Raw genomic sequence first — 18,294 nt, 5'->3', positions numbered from 1 at the left:
GGAGCATCGATCGTGGCCCTAATCGTGCAGAAGTACGGTGGGTCTTCCGTGGCAGACGCGGAAGCCATCAAGCGAGTAGCCCAAAGGATCGTGGCTCAGAAAAAGGCGGGACATGACGTCGTGGTCGTCGTCTCCGCGATGGGCGACACGACCGACGAACTGCTGGACCTGGCCGAACAGGTCTCTCCGATGCCGCCCGCCCGCGAGCTCGACATGCTCGTCACCGCGGGTGAGCGCATGTCCATGGCACTCGTGGCCATGGCCATCGAGAACCTCGGGTACGAGGCTCGATCCTTCACCGGCTCCCAGGCCGGAGTCATCACCACGTCGTTGCACGGCAACGCCAAGATCATCGACGTGACACCCGGGCGCATCCAGGAAGCCGTGGGTGAGGGTGCGATCTGCATCGTCGCCGGTTTCCAGGGCGTCTCCCAGGACACGAAGGACATCACGTCCCTGGGTCGCGGCGGTTCCGACACCACCGCCGTCGCCCTCGCGGGCGCGCTCAACGCCGACGCCTGCGAGATCTACAGCGACGTGGACGGCGTCTTCACCGCCGACCCGCGTGTCGTGCCCACCGCTCAGCGCATCCCGCAGATCTCCTACGAGGAGATGCTGGAGATGGCCGCCAGCGGTACCAAGATCCTGCACCTGCGCTGCGTCGAGTACGCGCGCCAGTTCAACATTCCCCTGCACGTCCGCTCGTCGTTCAGCCAGAAGCCCGGCACGTGGATCGTTTCGGAAGTCGAGGAAAGCGAAGGCATGGAACAGCCGATCATCTCCGGGGTCTCTTTCGACCGGAGCGAAGCCAAGATCACCGTCGTCGGTGTCCCCGACAAGGTCGGTGAGGCCGCGACGATCTTCAAGGCGCTCGCGGACGCCGAGATCAACATCGACATGATCGTGCAGAACGTGTCGGCGGTCTCCACCTCCCGCACCGACATCTCCTTCACCGCGCCCAAGGAATCCGGCAAGCAGGCCGTGGACGCGCTGAAGAAGGTCCAGGACAAGGTCGGTTACGACTCCCTGCGCTACGACGACAAGATCGGCAAGGTCTCGCTGATCGGCGCCGGCATGCGTTCCTACCCGGGTGTGACCGCCCGCTTCTTCGATTCGATCGCCACTTCCGGCACCAACGTCGAGATGATCTCCACCTCGGAGATCCGCATCTCGGTCATCGTCGAGGAAGACCAGGTCGACGCCGCGGTCCAGGCCGCGCACAGTGAGTTCCAGCTCGACGCCGACCAGGTCGAAGCTGTCGTCTATGGAGGTACCGGCCGATGAGCAACCGTCTTCCCACCCTCGCCCTGGTCGGTGCGACCGGCGCGGTCGGCACCGTCATGCGTGAGATCCTCACCCAGCGCGAGAACGTGTGGGGCGAGATCCGTCTGGTCGCCTCCGCGCGCAGCGCCGGCAAGGTCCTGAGCGTGCGCGGCGAGGACGTCGTGGTCCAGGCCCTGGCCCCCGAGGTCTTCGACGGCGTCGACGTCGCCATGTTCGACGTACCGGACGAGGTGTCCAAGGAGTGGGCGCCGATCGCCGCCTCCCGTGGCGCGGTCGCCGTCGACAACTCCGGCGCGTTCCGGCTCGACCCGGACGTCCCGCTGGTGGTGCCCGAGGTCAACTCGGAGCAGGTCCGCGACCGTCCGCGCGGCATCATCGCCAACCCGAACTGCACCACCCTCTCGATGATCGTGGCGATCGGTGCCCTGCACCGCACCTACGGCGTCAAGGAGCTCGTGGTCTCCTCCTACCAGGCCGCCTCCGGTGCCGGCCAGGAGGGCATCGACGTCCTGCGCGACCAGATGGCCAAGGCCGCGGGGGACCGCACCCTCGGTGACAACACGGGCGACATGCGTGCGGCCGTGGACGAGCTCGGCCCGTTCCCGGCACCGCTGGCCTTCAACGTCGTGCCGTGGGCGGGTTCGCTCAAGGACGACGGCTGGTCCTCCGAGGAACTGAAGGTTCGCAACGAGTCCCGCAAGATCCTGGGCCTGCCGGACCTGAAGGTCTCCGCGACCTGTGTCCGCGTTCCGGTGATCACCACGCACTCGCTGGTCGTGCACGCGACCTTCGACAGCGAGGTCGCGGCCGACGACGCCCGCAAGCTGCTGGGTGCCGCCGAGGGTGTCGAGGTCCTGGACGACCCCGCCAAGGGCGAGTTCCCGACCCCGAACGACGTGGTGGGCACCGACCCGACCTGGGTCGGCCGTATCCGCCAGTCGATCGACGACCCGAAGTCGCTGGACCTGTTCCTGTGCGGGGACAACCTGCGTAAGGGCGCCGCGCTGAACACCGCGCAGATCGCCGAGGTCGTCGCCAAGGAGTTCGGCCAGGCCTGACCGACGGCCCGTTCGGGCGTCCTTTCCGGACGCCGGACCTGGCGGGTGTGACCTGAGGGCGGTGGTTCGTTCCTCCTGTGGGAGAGACGGGCCACCGCCCTTCGTCGTGTCCGGGTCAGGTCGGGGGGCCGGGGCCGCGAGGACGGGCGAGCGACAGTTTGTAGAGAAGTCGACACTGCTCGGCGGAGCCGATGAGGTCGGAGGTCTCCACGGGGCGGTCACCGCTGAAGTGGGTCCGTTCCACGACGAGGACGGGAACCCCGGGCGGGATGTCGAGCAGGGCGGCCTCGGAGTCGTGCAGGGTGCGGATCCCGACTTCCTCCACGACGCGGTCGACGCGGTGGCCCACGGCGCCGAGCCGGTCCAGGGGGCCCACGTCGACGGAGTCGAAGGGGGTGCGCAGGGTTCCGGCGGTCAGGACCGCCGGTTCCCACGAGAGGTGCAGGGTGACCGATCGGTCACCGGTCAGGCCGCGAGAGGTGGTCCGGTACACGGGGTCGCCGTCACGTAGACGCAGTCGGGCGCTGAGCCGACCGGAGCTGCGCTCTTGTGCGGTGCCGACCCGTTCGCGGCTGAGTCCGCCCAGCCCGGAGCCGGAGGTGGCGTCGGTGCGCGAGAGCCGGAACACCTCGGGTACGGCGCGGACGAAGTACCCGGATCCGGGGCGGGACTCGACGAGGCCCTCGGTGACCAGGAGCCGTAGCGCCGTGCGGGAGATCTGTTCGCTGACCCGGTAGGAGCGGGCCAGGCGGGTGCGTGAGGGCAACCGGGTTCCCGGGGTCATCTCCCCGCTGAGGATGGGGGTGCGCAGTTGTTCGGCCAGCCAGAGGTATCGGGGTCGCCTGGCCACTGTTCACCGGACCCTTGGGGTGGAGGTCCCCGGGTGAGTGCGGGCTCTTGTGATTCGGGGGTCGTGGGTGTCGGTTTCCCCGGCGGTGCCGGACGGGGGTCGGAGGGACGGAATGAAGCTGCCAGATCGCCGAAGCTCGCCCATGGCACCAGTAAAGCAGTGGAAAGGCCTGGTGGGGGGCGCTACCGAAAAGTTGTGGATTCCGACCGCGAGGGAACGACGGAATCGGAACCCGTGCGGGCGGGGAGAGGAAACGCCCGTAACCGAAGGAATGTACTCCCCCGATCACCCTGATTATTACCCTGTGTATCAGGTTAGCCACATCATGCTTGGGGGAGCCATGATCACGAACCTGTCTGAGTCGCCGCGGTTGGAGCGGTTGGCCCAACTGGCGGACAGCAACGGCCCGATGATCGCCTGGATGGGCGGGATCACCGGTGTCCTCATCGGTCTCGCCTTCATCGCGGCCGTGGTGATGGTGATCGCGGCGGTCGTCTCAGCCCTCACCAACGAGGACACCTCGGGTGGGGGCAAGCTCCTGTGGGTGATCTTCATCCTCTGGTTCCCCCTGTTCGGGGCGATCGCCTGGTTCGTGGTCGGCAAGAAGGGCCACCTGAACCGGTTCCTCGGGATCGACAGGGGGCTGGCCCGCCACACGATCCCCACCAGTGTCGGCCAGCACAGCAACATCGTGCCCGACCAGGTCGGGCTAGGCCGCGTCTGAGCCGACCCGACCCGAGTGTTGGAGCGAAGGGCTTGTCCACAGCCTGTGGACAAGCCCTTCGTCATGTCGGCACGTCGTCGTGTCTCCGAGTCGCCAAGTCACTGTGTCCCCATGTCGACTTCCCGTGTCGTTGACCGGTCGACCTCGCACTCACGAGGTGGGATGGCTCTCCGTCAACGCCGTGTAGCGCCCCCGCGGGTCACGGACGGGTCGCAGCAGCGACGTCACGGCGCGGCGGGGGATCGGACCGTAGAGGTGGGGAAAGCGCACGTCGGAGCCCACACCGGGCGGGGGCTCGGGGGCGGCGGCCTCCCACCGGACCTCGGCGTCCACCAGGTCGGTCTCCACCACCAGGACCACCAAGGGCTCGGCGGGGGCGGTGTAGAAGGCGTTCGCCACGGCGAGCATGGTCGCCTCGTCGGGGGAGGCGTGGAGGTATCCCTCGGTGTCCAAGGACGCGGCTTCGATGTCCCCGCCGGTCGACCACCGGGAGAGCTCGGTCAGGTGCAGTACAAGGCTCATGGGCGGACGGTACCCGCCCGGATCAGGGGTTGCCGGTGACACAGAGCCCGTAGTCGCTGACCCGATAGGCCTCACGCCACCCACCGCCGGGCATCGGGACGGTGTCGCCGCTGTCGGTCAGGGAGAGGTCCTCGGGGGTGCGGATCCCCAGGGCTTCGGCGGTCTCCAACACGAGCATCGCCAGGCGCACCGCGTTGACCTCGTCGAAGCGGTAGGCGGGAGAGACGTGGGTGACGTCCATCTCCAGATGGCGTTCCGCGGTGGCCTCGACCCAGCCGAACTCTTCCGGGTCGGGCGCCTCGGGATCGTTTCGCAGTGCGTCGGCCGCGACCTGGTCCAGGCCCAGGCACACGTGCTCGCCGAATTCGAAGTGGAAGACCCAGGGCCCGCCCTCCTCACCGGGGAAGCGACCGTGGAAGCCGAAGGAACGTTCGTGGTCCATCGCGGTCAGTTCCGCCGGCATGTCGCGAAAGACGTCGACCAACCGGCGCGCGTAGGGCTTCCAGTCGTCGAATCGGGTGATTCCCGCGATGGACATGCCGCCGACGTCGCCGGTCATGGACACCCCGAGGAAACCGGCGGTCACATCACCCCCGTGCTCACGCTGGTACCAGTACCAACCCTCGGCGGGGGAGGTCGGGACCAGGCACAGGATCGGGCCATCGCGGCCGGCTCGCAGGTCCAGGCTGTGATCGCTCCGGCGCCAGCGCAGGAAGGGGGCGCCCCAGTAGGGGATCTCACCATGGAAGGGGCTCTCGTCGTCGGAACCGATGACGTTCGGTTCGCCCAACCCCTGGCGCAGGGCACGGCCCGCGTCACGGAACGCCTCGACCTGTTCCCGTGCCCCGGTTCCGACCCGCCCCAACGGGAAGTGCAGGCCCACGTACTCCTCGCGGGTCACGTGGATCTCCATGAAGTCGTCGACCGGGCGCAACCACGCGTCACCGTAGGAGCGTGTGCGCAGGATCGGCCCCCACTCTCCGGCCTCCCAGCGCCAGCCCTGTTCGACCGCCATCCGAGACAGGTCGGCCTCGGTCCACTTCCCGGGGTCGACATTCCAGAGCAGCGTGCCGAGGGCGCTGATCCGCTCGGCGGACCAGAGGTGGTTCGTCATACTGTGCGGCCTTTCCATGGTGATGCGTCGATCATGCCGGCTATGACGAACGCCCCGGCCGGAGGGCCCGACCGGGGCGTTCGACTTCGCCGACGCACGAAGCGTCGCCGATGACCTACAGGATGATCCGCATGGGCTCTTCGAGGATCTCCGCGAGGTCCTTGAGGAACGCGGCGCCGACGGCGCCGTCCACGTTGGGGTGGGCGGCTTCAGGCGTGGTCGGTGCGGGCAGCGGTGAGGAGGGCCGTCCACTCCGTGCCGGGGAAGAGCAGGTGCCCGGCCTGCCGGTTCTGGGTGTCGCGTACTGCCGAGGCCCCGGGGACGTCCGCGATCTCGACGCAGTTGTTCCCGCTACCGCTGTAGCTCGACTTGCGGAAGTTCAAGGACGTCGTCTCATTCATCAGCAGTGTTTCCTAGCGTGGCGAGGTGGGTCCGGAAGGCTTCAGCGGACACATCCCCCGTAAGGGCGGAGGCTGAGGCATGGCTGAATACTTCCAGGATATGGGCTACCTCGTCCGGCTCCTCAAGGAACAGGCTTGCAGCGTAGGTTTCGACATAGGCCAATGACGGGTCGAGAGGTTCGGCGTAGTCCATCAAGAGGATGGCGCCGGTGTTCGCAGCGTGTGCCCCAACAGAGTTCGGAAGCACCTGGATCGTCACACCCGATCGGGTGGCCATACGTGCAAGGTGATCGAACTGGGCGTGCATGACCTCGGGTGACCCGACCACGCGACGGAGTGCGGCTTCGTCGATGATCGCCCAGAAGGTGGGGGGCTCATGCCGGTGCAGAATCTGCTGCCGTTGCATCCTGGCGTCCACGCGCGCCGCGATGGCGTCATCTTCGTGCGCCTGTCCGCCACGCAGCAGGGCTTCCGCGTAGTCCGGAGTCTGAAGGAGACCGGGGATTACCTGGGACTCGTAGGTTCGGATCGCGGACGCCTCAGCTTCGAAGTCCGGTAGGTCGTCGGTGAACACTCCCGACTTCTTGTACTTCGCCCACCAGCCCCGCTCCTTCGCCTGGGTGGCGAGGGCGTGCCACTCGGCAAGCATCCCTGCGTCGATGCCGTAGAGCTCAGCGAGCTTGTCAAGATCGCCCGGGGTGATGCGTCGGGTGCTCGCGGATTCCAGGCGCCCGAGCTTCGGTCCCGACCAGCCGAGGAGCTTGGCGGCTTCGGTGAGCCCGCGTCCTGTGTCTTCTCGGGCTCGGCGCAGGTGCCTGGCGAGCCTGCGCAGGCGGACGGTTGGGGAGTGTGTGCGGCGATCCATGCGGCGAGTGTAACGCCGATGACTGTCCGCGTTCCATGAAGATTACATGTTTTCTATTGCAAGCGATTTTACTTCATGATTTCATGTGTTCAAGTGAAGACGCACAGTGAGGTGATCGTCAGGTGTACTTCTTTGATGGTGGAGACGCTAGCCCGTCCCTAGTGCCAGTCTTCGGTGTTCTGAGAAATCTGTTCTGGAGGCGGCGGGCTTCCAGGGTGCGCCGCTTCGTCATTCAGGACTGGTGCGGTGTGGCCATGGCCTCTGGGACCGGGGAGCCTTGGCAACGGGCTTCGGGGGTGGGGGTATGAACGGGGCGACGTTGGACCTGCCCGAGGTGACAGTGCCTTTGCTGGCGATGGTGCAGTCCAAGTACCGGCACTACTTCGATCCGAACTCCGGACGGGCCCCGTTCCGGAATCGGCGTTACGAGTTCGGGGGCGGTCCGCTCCAGATGCCGCTGGTGCGCGCCTTTCTGGCCGCTTGCGCCGAGCGGCAGGACGCCGACTACCGGTATCTGTTCACCCTGTTGGGCAGCGAGCTGGCCGCCAACGCGATCCGGCACACGCGCTCGGGAGAGAGGTTCGGCTACTACACCCTCACGTGCGAGCGCCTGCGGGACGGGCTTCGGCTGACCTGCCGGGACCTGGGCAGACCGGTGGAGTCATTCGACCCTGACGACCCCCGATACCTGAAGGCTGATCCGCGTGGCCTGGACGCCCAGGTCAAGGCTGGGCGGGGGTTGGCGCTGATCGACGCCCTGGCCTCGGAGTGGGGAGACAACGGCATTCCCTTCACCCGCAAGGTGTGGTTCACCCTGCCCTACGACCTGGCGGACAGCCCCTGGAACCACCGCTAAAGGGAGCCCCGGAAGCGGTATGGACAACCAGACCCGGTGCACGAGCACTTCTGGGCACGACTACATCCCTGACCAACCGCCCGTGAAACGCGGCAACACGGCGACAGCCACCTGCCGCCACTGTGGGCACACGATCACGGCCAGGCGCTGACCTGCACACCGACGCCTCGTAGCCGAGGAGACGGAAGAGAAAAGCTCTGGCGGGTGCGCGAACACCCCCAGAGCAGGCCGACAAGCAGATCCGTTAAGAAAGCGAGTTGTCGACATGACCATCATGCCTTATCTGAGCCCTGCCCGCTGGCAGGCACGGATCTACCCGGGACACCTCTCTTTGATGAGTACGGTGCGCGCGGATCTTCGCACCGACCTGGCCGGGTTCGGAGAGGACCTGGTCGAGACGGCGACGCTGTGCGTCAGCGAGATCGCCGCCAACTCGATCGAGCACACGCGCTCCGGTGAGAGGGGCGGCCGGGTGTTGCGGGCGCTCTTCGAGTCCGAACCCGGTGTGCTGCGCCTGGTGGTCGTGGACGACGGAACCCGTGAGTCCGCTCCGGAGATCCCGATCCATCGCACAGGGCAGGAGTGGCTGAGCGCCGAGCGCGGCCGTGGCCTGTTGATGGTGGAGTCGCTCGCCGACAGGTGGGGCAGCTACCCGGTCGTCCCGCTCCCGTTCTGCTCGGATCTGGGCACGGCCGTGTGGGCCGAGTTCGTGCTGGGCGGTGGTGAGCGGTGACCGCCGTGGACATGAGGGTTCGGTCAGTGCTGGACGCACCTCGGGGAGCCCGCTTCACCCGAACTCCGGCACCTACCCGGGTGAGTGCTCTTCCGGAGACCCGGGAAGAACGGGAACAGCGCCTCCTGCGGCAGATGGTGGGAAACCCCAGGGTCGCCTACCGGCTCGAACACGGCCAGCTCCCGCACTGGATGATCGTGGCGAAGGAACGCCGGGAACAGGCCGAGCGGGAGGTCAGGGCGGCGAACCGGGTCGAGGTCGACCCCGATCCGTTCCCGCCACGCAAGCCTCGCGGTCGTCACCGGGCTCCGCGTTGGCGGGGTGGCTGGGCTGCGGCGACGCTGACCTACGGGATGGCGTTGGCCGCCGGGATGGTGATCAGCCAGGTCGCTGGACTGCTGCTGTAGGCGCGTTGGAACTTCGTCCACAGGGTGTGGATAAGTTCTGGGTGGCGCAGAACGCAGAACGTCCCGGCCGGAAGAAACTCCGGTCGGGACGTTCTGCGTACCACGTGTTACAGGATGATCCGCATGGGCTGCTCAAGGATCTCAGCGAGGTCCTTGAGGAACGCGGCGCCGACGGCGCCGTCCACCGCACGGTGGTCCACGGACAGTTCCAGGGAGATGCGGTTGTGCACCCGCACCTCACCGTCCACGACAGTCGGCTCCGGACGCATGGCGCCCACGGCCAGGATCGCGGCCTCGGGCGGGTTGATCACCGCGGAGAAGCTGTCCACGCCGAACATGCCCAGGTTGGACACGCTGAACGTGCCGCCGCTCATCTCCTGTGGCTTGAGCTTGTTGTCGCGGGCCTTGCCGGCCAGCTCACGTGTGCGGGTGGAGATGTCCGACAGCGTGGACTTGTCCGTGTCGTGCAGCACCGGAACGACCAGACCGGCTTCGACCGCCACCGCCACACCGACGTTGACGCGGTGGTGCTGGACCAGCTTGTCGTCCATCCAGGAGGTGTTGACCGCCGGGTGGAGCTTGAGCGCGGTGGCGCACGCCTTGACGATCAGGTCGTTGAAGCTGATCTTCACGCCCGTGCTCGACAGCTGCTCGTTGATCTGGGCACGGAAGGCCTTGAGGGCCTCGGCGTCGATCGCACGGCGCAGGTAGAAGTGCGGGACCGTCTGCTTGCTCTCGGTCAGCCGGCGCGCGATCACCTTGCGCACGTTGCTGGTCTTGAGCTCCTCGGAATCGCGACCGTCGTCGAAGGACTGACCCGGGGATGCCTTGGCGGGCGCGCTCGGGGCGGCCTTCTCCTCGGCGGCGGGGGCGTCCTGAGCGGCGTACCCGTCCTTGGCGGCGGCCTCGATGTCGGCGCGCACGACCCGACCCTTGGGACCGGACCCCTGGACCTTGGTGATGTCCAGGCCGTACTCCTTGGCCAACCTGCGGGCCAGCGGGGAGGTGCGCGGACGCGGGCCGTCACCGTCGCCTTCCGTGGCGGCGGGAGCGGCGGGGGCCGCCTCGGCGGGCTTCTCCTCGCTCTCCTCCTGAGCCTCGGGCTCGGCGGCCTTCTCCTCGGCCGCGGGGGCGTCCGAGCCACCGGACTCCTCGGGCACCGCGTCCGGGGAGTCGCCGATGTGACCGATGACCTCACCGATGGCCACGGTGTCGCCCTCGGAGGCGATCTGCTTGACCAGGAAGCCGTCCTCGTAGGCCTCGTACTCCATGACGGCCTTGTCGGTCTCGATCTCGACCAGCACGTCACCGGAGGTGACCTTGTCCCCCACCTTCTTCACCCAGGTGGAGATGACGCCTTCCTCCATGGTGTCGGAGAGGCGCGGCATGTGGATCTCGCTCATTGAATCTCCCTCTACCCGACCCGTTTGCCGACGGCGCTCAGGGTCTCCTTGATCACGGTGCTGATCGACTCGACCGATGGCAGGGCCGCGGTCTCCAGCGGCTTGGCGTAGGGCATCGGCACCTCCGCCATGGCCACTCGACGGACCGGTGCGTCCAGGTAGTCGAAGGCCCCCTCCTGGATGGAGGCGGCGATCTCCGCGCCGATCCCGTAGGTCAGCCAGTCGTCCTCGCAGATGACCGCGGAACCGGTCTTCTTGACCGAGTCCACGAAGGTCTGCCGGTCCAGCGGACGCAGGCTGCGCAGGTCGACGACCTCGACGCTGATGTCCTCCTCGGCCAGCTGCTCGGCGACCTTGGTGGCCACCGTGGCCATCCGGGAGTAACCGATCAGCGTGATGTCGCTGCCCTCACGGGTCACCGCGGCGCGGCCGATGGTGGCGGCCTTGGTGTTCTCGGGCTCGGCGTAGTCGTCGGGGACCTCGCCCTTGGAGTTGTACAGGCCCAGGTTCTCCAGGAACAGGACGGGGTCGTCGTCGCGGATGGCCGCGCGAAGCATCGAGGAGGCCTCGGCCGGGGTGCTGGGAGCCATCACCTTGAGGCCGGGGATGAAGGAGTAGAACAGCTCGATGTTCTGGGAGTGGGTCGCGCCCAGCTGCTGGCCGCCGCCTCCGGGGGTGCGGATGACCAGGGGAACACTGGTCTGGCCGCCGAACATCCCGTAGATCTTGGCGGCGTGGTTGATGATCTGGTCGATGGCGATCAGGGAGAAGTTGATCGTCATGAGCTCGACGACCGGACGCAGGCCGAGCATGGCGGCGCCGACGGCCGCGCCGACGAAGCCCTCTTCGGCGATCGGGGTGTCCTTGACGCGCCGGGGGCCGAACTCCTTGAGGAGGCCCTCGGTGATCTTGTAGGAGCCCTCGAAGACGCCGATCTCCTCGCCGATGACGAGGACGTTCTCGTCGCGCACCATCTCGGCGCGCAGCGTGTCCCGCAGAGCCTGACGGTATGTGATCACGGACATGTGACTGGTTCCTTCCCTACTCCGCGAACACCGGGTCGGCGGGCATGCGCCGCGACTCGTTGGGAACCGGGGTGGCGTACGTGTAATCGAAGAGCGTGGACGGGTCCGGCTTCGGGCTGTTCTCCGCGAAGTCGGCGGCCTCGGCGACCTCGGCCTTGACGGAGGCGGCGATCTCGTCGCGGAGTTCGTCCGTGAGGATGCCGGCCTTGGTCAGTTGGGCGTCGAAGATCGTGATCGGGTCGTTCTCGTCGGACCGCGCCTCGTCCTTCTGTTCCTCGGTGCGGTACTTGGCGGGGTCGACGACGGAGTGGCCCTTCTGCCGGTAGCTCCAGGCCTCCAGCAGGAACGGGGTCTGCTCCTCGCGGGCGCGCTCGACCAGCTTGGCGGCGGTGTCGCGCACGGCCAGGACGTCGCGGCCGTCCACCCGCTCGCCCTCCATACGGAAGGCGGCGCCGCGCTTGTACAGATCGGGTTCGGCGGAGGCCATGTCCACGGTGGTGCCCATGCCGGTGAAGTTGTTGATCACCACGAACACGACGGGCAGGTTCCACAGCTTGGCGAGGTTGAGGGACTCGTGCCAGGCGCCGATGTTGGTGGTGCCGTCGCCCATCTGGCACATGACGACCTCGTCGCCACCGCGGTAGGTGACGGCCAGGGCCGCGCCGGCGGCCAGCGGCAACTGTCCGCCGACGATGCCGTAGCCACCGAGCATGCGGGTCTCGGTGTCGTACATGTGCATCGATCCGCCCCAGCCCTTGGCCACGCCGTCGACGCGTCCGTAGAGCTCGGCCATGACCCGCTTGGGGTCCATGCCCTTGCCGATCGCGTACCCGTGGTCACGGTAGTTCGTGAACAGGTAGTCGCGCTGCTGGAGGGCCGTCATCAGACCGACGACGGTGGCCTCCTCACCGAGGTTGAGGTGGCAGTAACCGCCGATCCGGGCCTGAGTGTAGGCCTGGCCGGTGCGCTCCTCGAAGCGCCGGATGAAGAGCATCTGGCGGTAGTAGTCGAGGAGGGTCTCCGGCTTCTCGTTTTCGAGACCGGTCGTGTCCTTGCGGGTACGCCGCTTGGCCGTGGAGGCCCGGGCGCTGCCGCCCTTCGGCTTGGCCGTGTCAGCCATGTTGTGCCTTTCTACGTACGAGAAGGCCCGCCCTCCCGGCCTGTGGGTCGGGTGGCCTGGCCCGCTCGGGCCCCGCTGTCAGGCGTGGCCCGAGCGTGTGTCGCCGCCGGGCTCATTCGGTGGCGACACCGTGGCTGTTGCGGGGAGCGTCCGCCGGGGCCGTGGCTGGGCCCGCGTGTGGACGCGAAGCGAGTCGGGTCGCGTGTGCAGTTGTCGCGCCGAAACCCTTGAGGGCATTGCTTCCCGGTCTGGAGGGCGGTAAGCATGCGCCGTGAGGTCGTCCGAGTTCGTTCACCGGCCGGATGAACGACCTCGTACCACCAGGGCGTACGCGTGTAGCGGTGTGACGTGTGTCGCGCACACTCTACGTTCTGATCGATGATCGATCAATACAACTTTAGGGGAGATACCCGAAGTTCGGTGCACAACACCCGGTTGGTCCCAGATCCCGGGCGGCGATCACAGGGGAGCGGCGACGCTCAGCGTCGGCCCTCGTGGGTCTTCAGCGCCGCCTCGACGTAGTTCATGACGTGGTCGCTGAGCATTTGGCCGACGGCCGGGTCCGAGTCACGGAACGCCTGGGTGATCTGGGCGTGGTCGGCCGCCTTGGCGTGCAGCTCCATGTCGAGCCACCGCACCGAGAGCGCGGTCCACACCTCCACGCCCAGGGATTCCCAGGTGTGCAGGAGCACGCTGTTGTTCGCGGCCCGCACGACCTCGCGGTGGAATTCCACGCTGTGCCGGATCTGGTCGGTGACGTCGCCCCTGGCGGTCGCGCCGCGCAGGGCCTCCACCTCGCGTTCCAGTGGGGACGGATCCTCGGCCAGGCGTGGCGCGGCCAACTGCGCGGCGACCAGCTCCAAGCCGGCGCGCACGGGGTAGATCTCCGCCATGTCCTGGGCACCGAACGCCCTGACCCTGGCCCCCTTGTTGGGCACCGTCTCGATGAGACGCAGGGTCTCCAGCTCGCGTAGGGCCTCGCGGACCGGGGCCTGGCTCACCTTGAGCTCGGTGGCGATCCGACGTTCGACGATGCGCTCGCCCGGCTGCCAACGACCCGACAACAGGCCCTCGACCAGAACCTGCCGGATCTGCTCCCTCAACGGCTCACGGGCCAGTTTCGAGGGATCATCCGGCAACTGCGGGAGGTCGACCATCCAGGGCCCTTCCATTCTCCGTCCCGGGTGCGACCGGCGTTCAGGCCTACGCACACCACTGTCTGACAAGCTCTTTGAAGAGTGCCACACATGGACGGGTCGACCGGACGCTCGGGCACAGCACGCTAACGAAAACCTCACGAACGGATCGCGCCCAGGTGAAGCGGTCGGATCGGACAGGGGGGACTCCGGCAAAGTCCAAGGTAGAAGGATCACACTTGGGACGTGGTAGCGCCAATAACATGGTCTGTCCGGGTAGGCTCGTTTGTCGGCGATATCTGGAAAAGGTCGGATGGAAAGTAGTGGACGTCACGACCATGGCCCAAGATGCCGACTGACCTGCGTGAACAGAACGGGAGTGGGGACTGGCGCGGGTGGGATACATCGACGACGATCTGTTTTCGTCTCGGAATACCGAACCTGTGAAAAGCCGGTCGCGAACATCGTGAACCAGCCTGAAGGTTCGGTCGTCGAACCAGGTGCGGGGGAGAAATACCCCTCGGTACGTTACCGGCACCAGGAGTCGACCCCGAGGACGTCAGAACCAGTCCCGACAACCGCGGCTAGCCCGTCCCCCCACGCCTCAGAAGTGCCACAGGCAAGCCCACGACGTGTGAGACAGCACTGAGCACATGACGCATTCTTCGAGGACCCGGCACGCACGGTCCAAACAGACACCTTCGCCCGACGAGCCGGAACGGCGCAGACCCGAGCCCGGCCCCTACAGCGGCCCCATACCCGTGGTACCGGCCAATGAGCTCGCCCCGGGGCCGCCCGTCGTGCGCGCGGTGAAGTGGCCGAGTGTGAGCGAGATCGCCTGGGGGCTCGCCTCGGACCGTCTCGCGATCATGTTCTTCGTGGCGCTCATCGTCGTGACGATGCTCGCGGCGGGGCCGCTCCACCCGGTCGACAACTTCCTCAACGAGGCGCATCGGCCCTACTGGGACGCGCTGCGCGAACCACTGATCTACTGGCCCGACAACGTGGCCTCCCGTTACGTGGCCCTGCCGGTCCTCGGCGTGACCGCGGTCCAGCTGGCCTACTGGCACCGGAGCTGGCGGCCGATCATTCTGGGGGCGGGCGGCGTCTTCGGGGTGATGTCGATGGTCTCGGTGATGAAGCTGTTCATCCACCGGGGTCACGCCAAGTACCACGACCCGGACTTCTTCGCCGGTGCGGGGAACGTGGCCTTCCCCTCGGGGCACGGGGCCAACGCGATCCTTATCTACGGGCTGGTGCTGTTCCTCATCATCAGGTTCGGCGCGGCCCGACCGCACATCATCAAACGCCTGGCGTACTGCATCGTGGGCATCGCGTTACTCCAGTCGACCGTGTCGATCTACCTGCAATTCCACTGGTTCACGGACCTGTTGGCCGGGATGATCGCCGGAGCGTTCGCGTTGCGGCTGACGATCCGCCTGGACCGGATGATCCCGCACGGGCACACCACGCAATGGTGGCCCTGGTACGGCAAGGAATCCGAGGTCGCGGCCTAGACCGGACAGCAGAGCACAGGGAAACGTGGGGGCGTCCGTCGAGGAGATCGACGGGCGCCCCTTTCGCTGGTCCACACCCCTGGATTCGGAATACCCCCTAGGGGTATCTGTTGTAGAGGGAAGAGCGCGCTATCGCGGACATTCGTCCCGAAACCACCCATGGTCGGGGGTTCTCGGGGGAAGAAAGGTACCTATGAACACAGGCGACCACGACCACCCCGACCACACGGGTCACGATCACGGTAGTGGTCACGGGGACCACGGTGATCACGGCGGCCAGGAAGCCCACGATGGCCACGGAACCCAGGGTGACCATGGTGGGCACGGGTCCCACGGCGGTCACGGCGGTCACGGTGGCCATGGCGACCACGCCGCCATGTTCCGCAACCGGTTCTGGTGGAGCCTGCTCCTGAGCGTCCCCGTGGTGTTCACCAGTCACATGGTCGCCGGATGGCTCGGCTACGACGTTCCCGACACGCTCACCTGGATACCTCCGCTCCTGGGCACCGTGGTCTTCCTCTACGGCGGGTGGCCCTTCCTCGCCGGCGTGCCCTCCGAACTGCGCGACCGCAAGCCGGGCATGATGACGCTGGTCGCCATGGCGATCACGGTCGCCTTCGGCTCCAGCCTGCTCGCCACGTTCGGTGTGGTCGGCATGGAGCTCGACTTCTGGTGGGAGCTCGTCCTCCTGGTCGTGGTGATGCTGCTCGGCCACTGGCTGGAGATGCGGGCACTCGGTCAGGCCTCGGGCGCGTTGGAGGCGCTCGCCGAACTCCTGCCCGACCAGACCGAACGGGTCGGCGCCGACGGCGAGGTCGAGGAGATCGCCATCTCGGACCTGGCGACCGGCGACACCGTCCTGGTCCGTTCAGGGGGACGCGTGCCCGCCGACGGCACCGTCGTCCGGGGGCGTGCGGCCGTCGACGAATCGATGATCACCGGTGAGTCCCGCACCGTCACTCGTACCGATGGCGACCGTGTGGTCGCGGGCACCGTCGCCACCGACTCCGCCCTGCGGGTTCGTGTGGACGCCGTCGGCGACGACACCACCCTCGCCGGCATCCAGCGGCTGGTCTCCGAGGCGCAGGAGTCACGCTCGCGTTCCCAAGCACTAGCCGACCGGGCCGCCGGGCTGCTGTTCTGGTTCGCCCTGTCCGCGGCGGTCATCACCGCCCTCGTCTGGGGATTGCTCCTCGGGGATTCGAGCCAGGCGGTCGAACGGACCGTCACGGTGCTGGTGATCGCCTGCCCCCACGCGCTGGGCCTGGCGATTCCGCTGGTCATCGCGATCTCCACGACCCTGTCCGCGCGCAACGGCATCCTGGTCAAGGACCGGCTGTCCCTGGAGCGCACCCGCCTCGTGGACACGGTGCTGTTCGACAAGACCGGCACCCTCACCAAGGGCACGCCCGCGGTCCTGGGCCTGACCGCCCTGGACGGCGAGTCACCCGAGCGCATGTTGTCCCTGGCCGGCGCCGTCGAGGCCGACTCGGAGCACCCCTCGGCGAAGGCGATCGTCCACGCGGCCCGCGAGGCCGGCGAGGTTCCCAGGGCCACGGACTTCCACTCGCTGCCCGGACGTGGCGTTCGGGGAACCGTGGACGGGATCGACGTGCACGTGGGCGGTCCCGCCTTGCTGGAGTCACTGGGTCTCACCGAACCCGAGGACCTGGCCGAACGCACCCGCCCCTGGCGGGACCAGGGTTCGACCGTGCTGCACGTGATCGACGATGGCGCCGTCATCGGGGCGTTGGCCCTGGCCGACGAGATCCGACCCGAATCCGCCTCCGCCGTCCGACAGCTCAAGGAACAGGGAGTGCGGGTGGCCATCGTGACCGGTGACGCTCGTAACGTGGCCGACACCGTCGCGGCCAAGCTCGGTCTCGATGAGGTGTTCGCTCAGGTGTTGCCCGACCAGAAGGACGCGGTCGTTCGCGATCTTCAGGAGCGCGGCCACCGGGTGGCGATGGTGGGGGACGGGGTCAACGACGCTCCCGCCCTCGCTCGTGCCGATGTCGGTATCGCCATCGGTGCGGGTACGGACGTGGCCATCGAGTCCGCCGGGGTGGTGCTGGCCTCGGATGATCCGCGAGGTGTGGTCTCCGTCCGGAGACTGTCCAAGGCGGGCTACCGGAAGATGATCCAGAACCTGGTCTGGGCGGCGGGGTACAACGTCGTCGCGGTGCCCTTGGCCGCCGGTGTCCTGGCCCCGATCGGGTTCGTCCTGGCGCCGGCTGTAGGTGCGGTGTTGATGAGCCTGTCGACCATCATCGTCGCGCTCAACGCGCAGTTGTTGAGAGGGCTCGACCTGCGCCCCGCCGACTGACCCCGCCGAACCCCGGTTTCCAGGGCTGGAGACCGATGCCTTCGTGATGTACCCAGCGCATTGGGTGGCGAGTCGAAGTTATCCACAGCCTGTGGAAACCAGAGGTGACACGCCTTGCTCCTATGGCGCATCGTGGCTGTATCGGGGGAGTCCGGTCTCCGCCGGCATCGCGCTGCCCACACTTCGATGGCCTCGGCGCAACAGGACGTCGGCCCTCGTCCTGCCGGTATCCGTCCGACCCCACTGTCCGGGAAATACTGGAGGAAATGAAAAGCCTCTGCTGCGAAGGCACATCGCAGCAGAGGCTTTCACGAGAGATCGGCTGTTCTCGAACCAGCGCGACTAGCGAGCGAAGAGCGTCCAGGAGCCATCACTGGTTTCGCACTTCCACTCGGTGTAGTCCACGTACGGCTCAGCCAGGTACTCCTTGGCTTCGGCGATGCATTCGTCCATCGTGCCGGGGGCGCCGCCGACCACGTCCCAATCGGCCTCCGCGGCGGACGCGGTGCCCGCGCTCAGCGGAAGAACGACCGCGGCGGCGACTGCGACGAAACCGGCGGCGGCAAGAGAACGCCAGGACTTCATAAAACCTCACTCTGGTGCTATACGAAGGGGTAGCGGCCGGTGCAATCAAGAGAAATGCACCATCGAACAGTGAGAAGCCTCGATGTCTCGCTTCCCAATAGTTCGCAGGGCGGCGCTCGGGGGCCCTGAATCGAATCTGAGCCGATCGCTTCGTGCCAAGACCGACGTCGCCAGGCTAACTGAAGACCGCATCAAGTCGAGGTAAAGAGATACATTCGTATTTGCCCGCATAGGGAGTGCCGCTAGGGCGCGCGGAGATGGGTTGCATCCCGGCGTAAGGCCGCTCAGCCATAGGGGGAAGCAGGCATGGGCGCAATGCCGCTAAGTTTGTGGGATCTTCGCTGGTCAGTCGGCCTGGGGTGGAAATC

General features: G+C 67.1%; 18 protein-coding genes. 8 read left to right on the top strand and 10 right to left on the bottom strand.

The genetic code is table 11. The annotated features are described in order from the left end of the window. Positions 1 to 12: 12 nt before the first annotated feature. Positions 13 to 1,284 carry an aspartate kinase gene (locus tag BQ8420_RS27495; RefSeq protein ID WP_087102735.1) on the top strand — a complete coding sequence of 424 codons (1,272 nt, stop codon included), beginning with the start codon at positions 13 to 15 and terminating at the stop codon, positions 1,282 to 1,284. Beyond that, on the top strand, positions 1,281 to 2,342 hold the full coding sequence (locus BQ8420_RS27490) for an aspartate-semialdehyde dehydrogenase (protein WP_087102733.1): 1,062 nt from the start codon (positions 1,281 to 1,283) through the stop codon (positions 2,340 to 2,342). Before BQ8420_RS27495 ends, BQ8420_RS27490 begins: the two co-directional genes overlap by 4 nt. A gap of 115 nt (positions 2,343 to 2,457) precedes the next feature. On the opposite strand, the gene BQ8420_RS27485 is transcribed toward BQ8420_RS27490, so the two are convergent. Continuing rightward, positions 2,458 to 3,192 carry a GntR family transcriptional regulator gene (locus BQ8420_RS27485; RefSeq protein WP_087102730.1) on the bottom strand — a complete coding sequence of 245 codons (735 nt, stop codon included), beginning with the start codon at positions 3,190 to 3,192 and terminating at the stop codon, positions 2,458 to 2,460. Positions 3,193 to 3,532: 340 nt separating this feature from the next. Here BQ8420_RS27485 and BQ8420_RS27480 point away from each other — a divergent pair, with 340 nt between their 5' ends. After that, complete coding sequence (locus BQ8420_RS27480; RefSeq protein WP_087102728.1) at positions 3,533 to 3,916, top strand: PLD nuclease N-terminal domain-containing protein; 384 nt, start codon at positions 3,533 to 3,535, stop codon at positions 3,914 to 3,916. Positions 3,917 to 4,066: 150 nt separating this feature from the next. Here the strand turns inward: BQ8420_RS27480 and BQ8420_RS27475 are convergent, their stop codons facing one another. The 4 genes from BQ8420_RS27475 to BQ8420_RS27460 all read right to left on the bottom strand — a co-directional run bounded on the left by BQ8420_RS27475 (position 4,067) and on the right by BQ8420_RS27460 (position 6,818). Further along, positions 4,067 to 4,438: a DUF952 domain-containing protein gene (locus BQ8420_RS27475; protein ID WP_087102725.1), complete on the bottom strand. Its 372-nt coding sequence runs from the start codon at positions 4,436 to 4,438 to the stop codon at positions 4,067 to 4,069. 22 nt (positions 4,439 to 4,460) lie between these two features. After that, positions 4,461 to 5,552 carry a hypothetical protein gene (locus BQ8420_RS27470; RefSeq protein WP_087102723.1) on the bottom strand — a complete coding sequence of 364 codons (1,092 nt, stop codon included), beginning with the start codon at positions 5,550 to 5,552 and terminating at the stop codon, positions 4,461 to 4,463. Positions 5,553 to 5,761: 209 nt separating this feature from the next. Further along, positions 5,762 to 5,953 (bottom strand): DUF397 domain-containing protein, encoded by a 192-nt coding sequence (locus BQ8420_RS27465; protein ID WP_087102721.1) that lies wholly within the window; start codon positions 5,951 to 5,953, stop codon positions 5,762 to 5,764. Beyond that, on the bottom strand, positions 5,946 to 6,818 hold the full coding sequence (locus tag BQ8420_RS27460; protein WP_087102719.1) for a helix-turn-helix transcriptional regulator: 873 nt from the start codon (positions 6,816 to 6,818) through the stop codon (positions 5,946 to 5,948). The genes BQ8420_RS27465 and BQ8420_RS27460 overlap by 8 nt, the downstream gene beginning before the upstream one ends. Positions 6,819 to 7,122: 304 nt before the next feature. Here BQ8420_RS27460 and BQ8420_RS27455 point away from each other — a divergent pair, with 304 nt between their 5' ends. From BQ8420_RS27455 to BQ8420_RS27445, 3 genes are all read left to right on the top strand, one after another. Then, complete coding sequence (locus BQ8420_RS27455) at positions 7,123 to 7,674, top strand: ATP-binding protein (RefSeq protein WP_087102717.1); 552 nt, start codon at positions 7,123 to 7,125, stop codon at positions 7,672 to 7,674. A 274-nt stretch (positions 7,675 to 7,948) separates the two neighbouring features. Continuing rightward, positions 7,949 to 8,407 carry an ATP-binding protein gene (locus BQ8420_RS27450; RefSeq protein ID WP_235006524.1) on the top strand — a complete coding sequence of 153 codons (459 nt, stop codon included), beginning with the start codon at positions 7,949 to 7,951 and terminating at the stop codon, positions 8,405 to 8,407. An 80-nt stretch (positions 8,408 to 8,487) separates the two neighbouring features. Continuing rightward, positions 8,488 to 8,814 (top strand): hypothetical protein, encoded by a 327-nt coding sequence (locus tag BQ8420_RS27445; protein ID WP_235006521.1) that lies wholly within the window; start codon positions 8,488 to 8,490, stop codon positions 8,812 to 8,814. A gap of 107 nt (positions 8,815 to 8,921) precedes the next feature. Here the strand turns inward: BQ8420_RS27445 and BQ8420_RS27440 are convergent, their stop codons facing one another. From BQ8420_RS27440 to BQ8420_RS27425, 4 genes are all read right to left on the bottom strand, one after another. Continuing rightward, positions 8,922 to 10,217 carry a dihydrolipoamide acetyltransferase family protein gene (locus BQ8420_RS27440; RefSeq protein ID WP_087102711.1) on the bottom strand — a complete coding sequence of 432 codons (1,296 nt, stop codon included), beginning with the start codon at positions 10,215 to 10,217 and terminating at the stop codon, positions 8,922 to 8,924. Positions 10,218 to 10,228: 11 nt separating this feature from the next. Then, complete coding sequence (locus BQ8420_RS27435; protein ID WP_087102709.1) at positions 10,229 to 11,242, bottom strand: alpha-ketoacid dehydrogenase subunit beta; 1,014 nt, start codon at positions 11,240 to 11,242, stop codon at positions 10,229 to 10,231. 16 nt (positions 11,243 to 11,258) lie between these two features. After that, positions 11,259 to 12,362, bottom strand: a complete 1,104-nt coding sequence (gene pdhA, locus BQ8420_RS27430; protein WP_087102707.1) for a pyruvate dehydrogenase (acetyl-transferring) E1 component subunit alpha — start codon at positions 12,360 to 12,362, stop codon at positions 11,259 to 11,261. Positions 12,363 to 12,841: 479 nt separating this feature from the next. Then, a complete protein-coding gene (locus BQ8420_RS27425) occupies positions 12,842 to 13,519 on the bottom strand; it encodes a GntR family transcriptional regulator (RefSeq protein ID WP_087102705.1) in 678 nt (225 codons plus the stop codon). 779 nt (positions 13,520 to 14,298) lie between these two features. On the opposite strand from BQ8420_RS27425, the gene BQ8420_RS27420 reads away from it, so the two are divergent. Both BQ8420_RS27420 and BQ8420_RS27415 read left to right on the top strand, forming a co-directional pair. Then, positions 14,299 to 15,015 (top strand): phosphatase PAP2 family protein, encoded by a 717-nt coding sequence (locus BQ8420_RS27420; RefSeq protein ID WP_235006523.1) that lies wholly within the window; start codon positions 14,299 to 14,301, stop codon positions 15,013 to 15,015. Between the two features lie 376 nt (positions 15,016 to 15,391). Beyond that, on the top strand, positions 15,392 to 17,341 hold the full coding sequence (locus tag BQ8420_RS27415; protein ID WP_200816121.1) for a heavy metal translocating P-type ATPase: 1,950 nt from the start codon (positions 15,392 to 15,394) through the stop codon (positions 17,339 to 17,341). A gap of 342 nt (positions 17,342 to 17,683) precedes the next feature. Here BQ8420_RS27415 and BQ8420_RS27410 read toward each other — a convergent pair whose 3' ends face one another. Next, positions 17,684 to 17,926 (bottom strand): hypothetical protein, encoded by a 243-nt coding sequence (locus BQ8420_RS27410; RefSeq protein ID WP_087102699.1) that lies wholly within the window; start codon positions 17,924 to 17,926, stop codon positions 17,684 to 17,686. Positions 17,927 to 18,294: the final 368 nt, after the last annotated feature.

The organism is Nocardiopsis sp. JB363, assembly GCF_900143625.1.
Lineage (GTDB): Bacteria > Actinomycetota > Actinomycetes > Streptosporangiales > Streptosporangiaceae > Nocardiopsis.
This window is presented reverse-complemented; position numbering and strand designations above follow the sequence as displayed.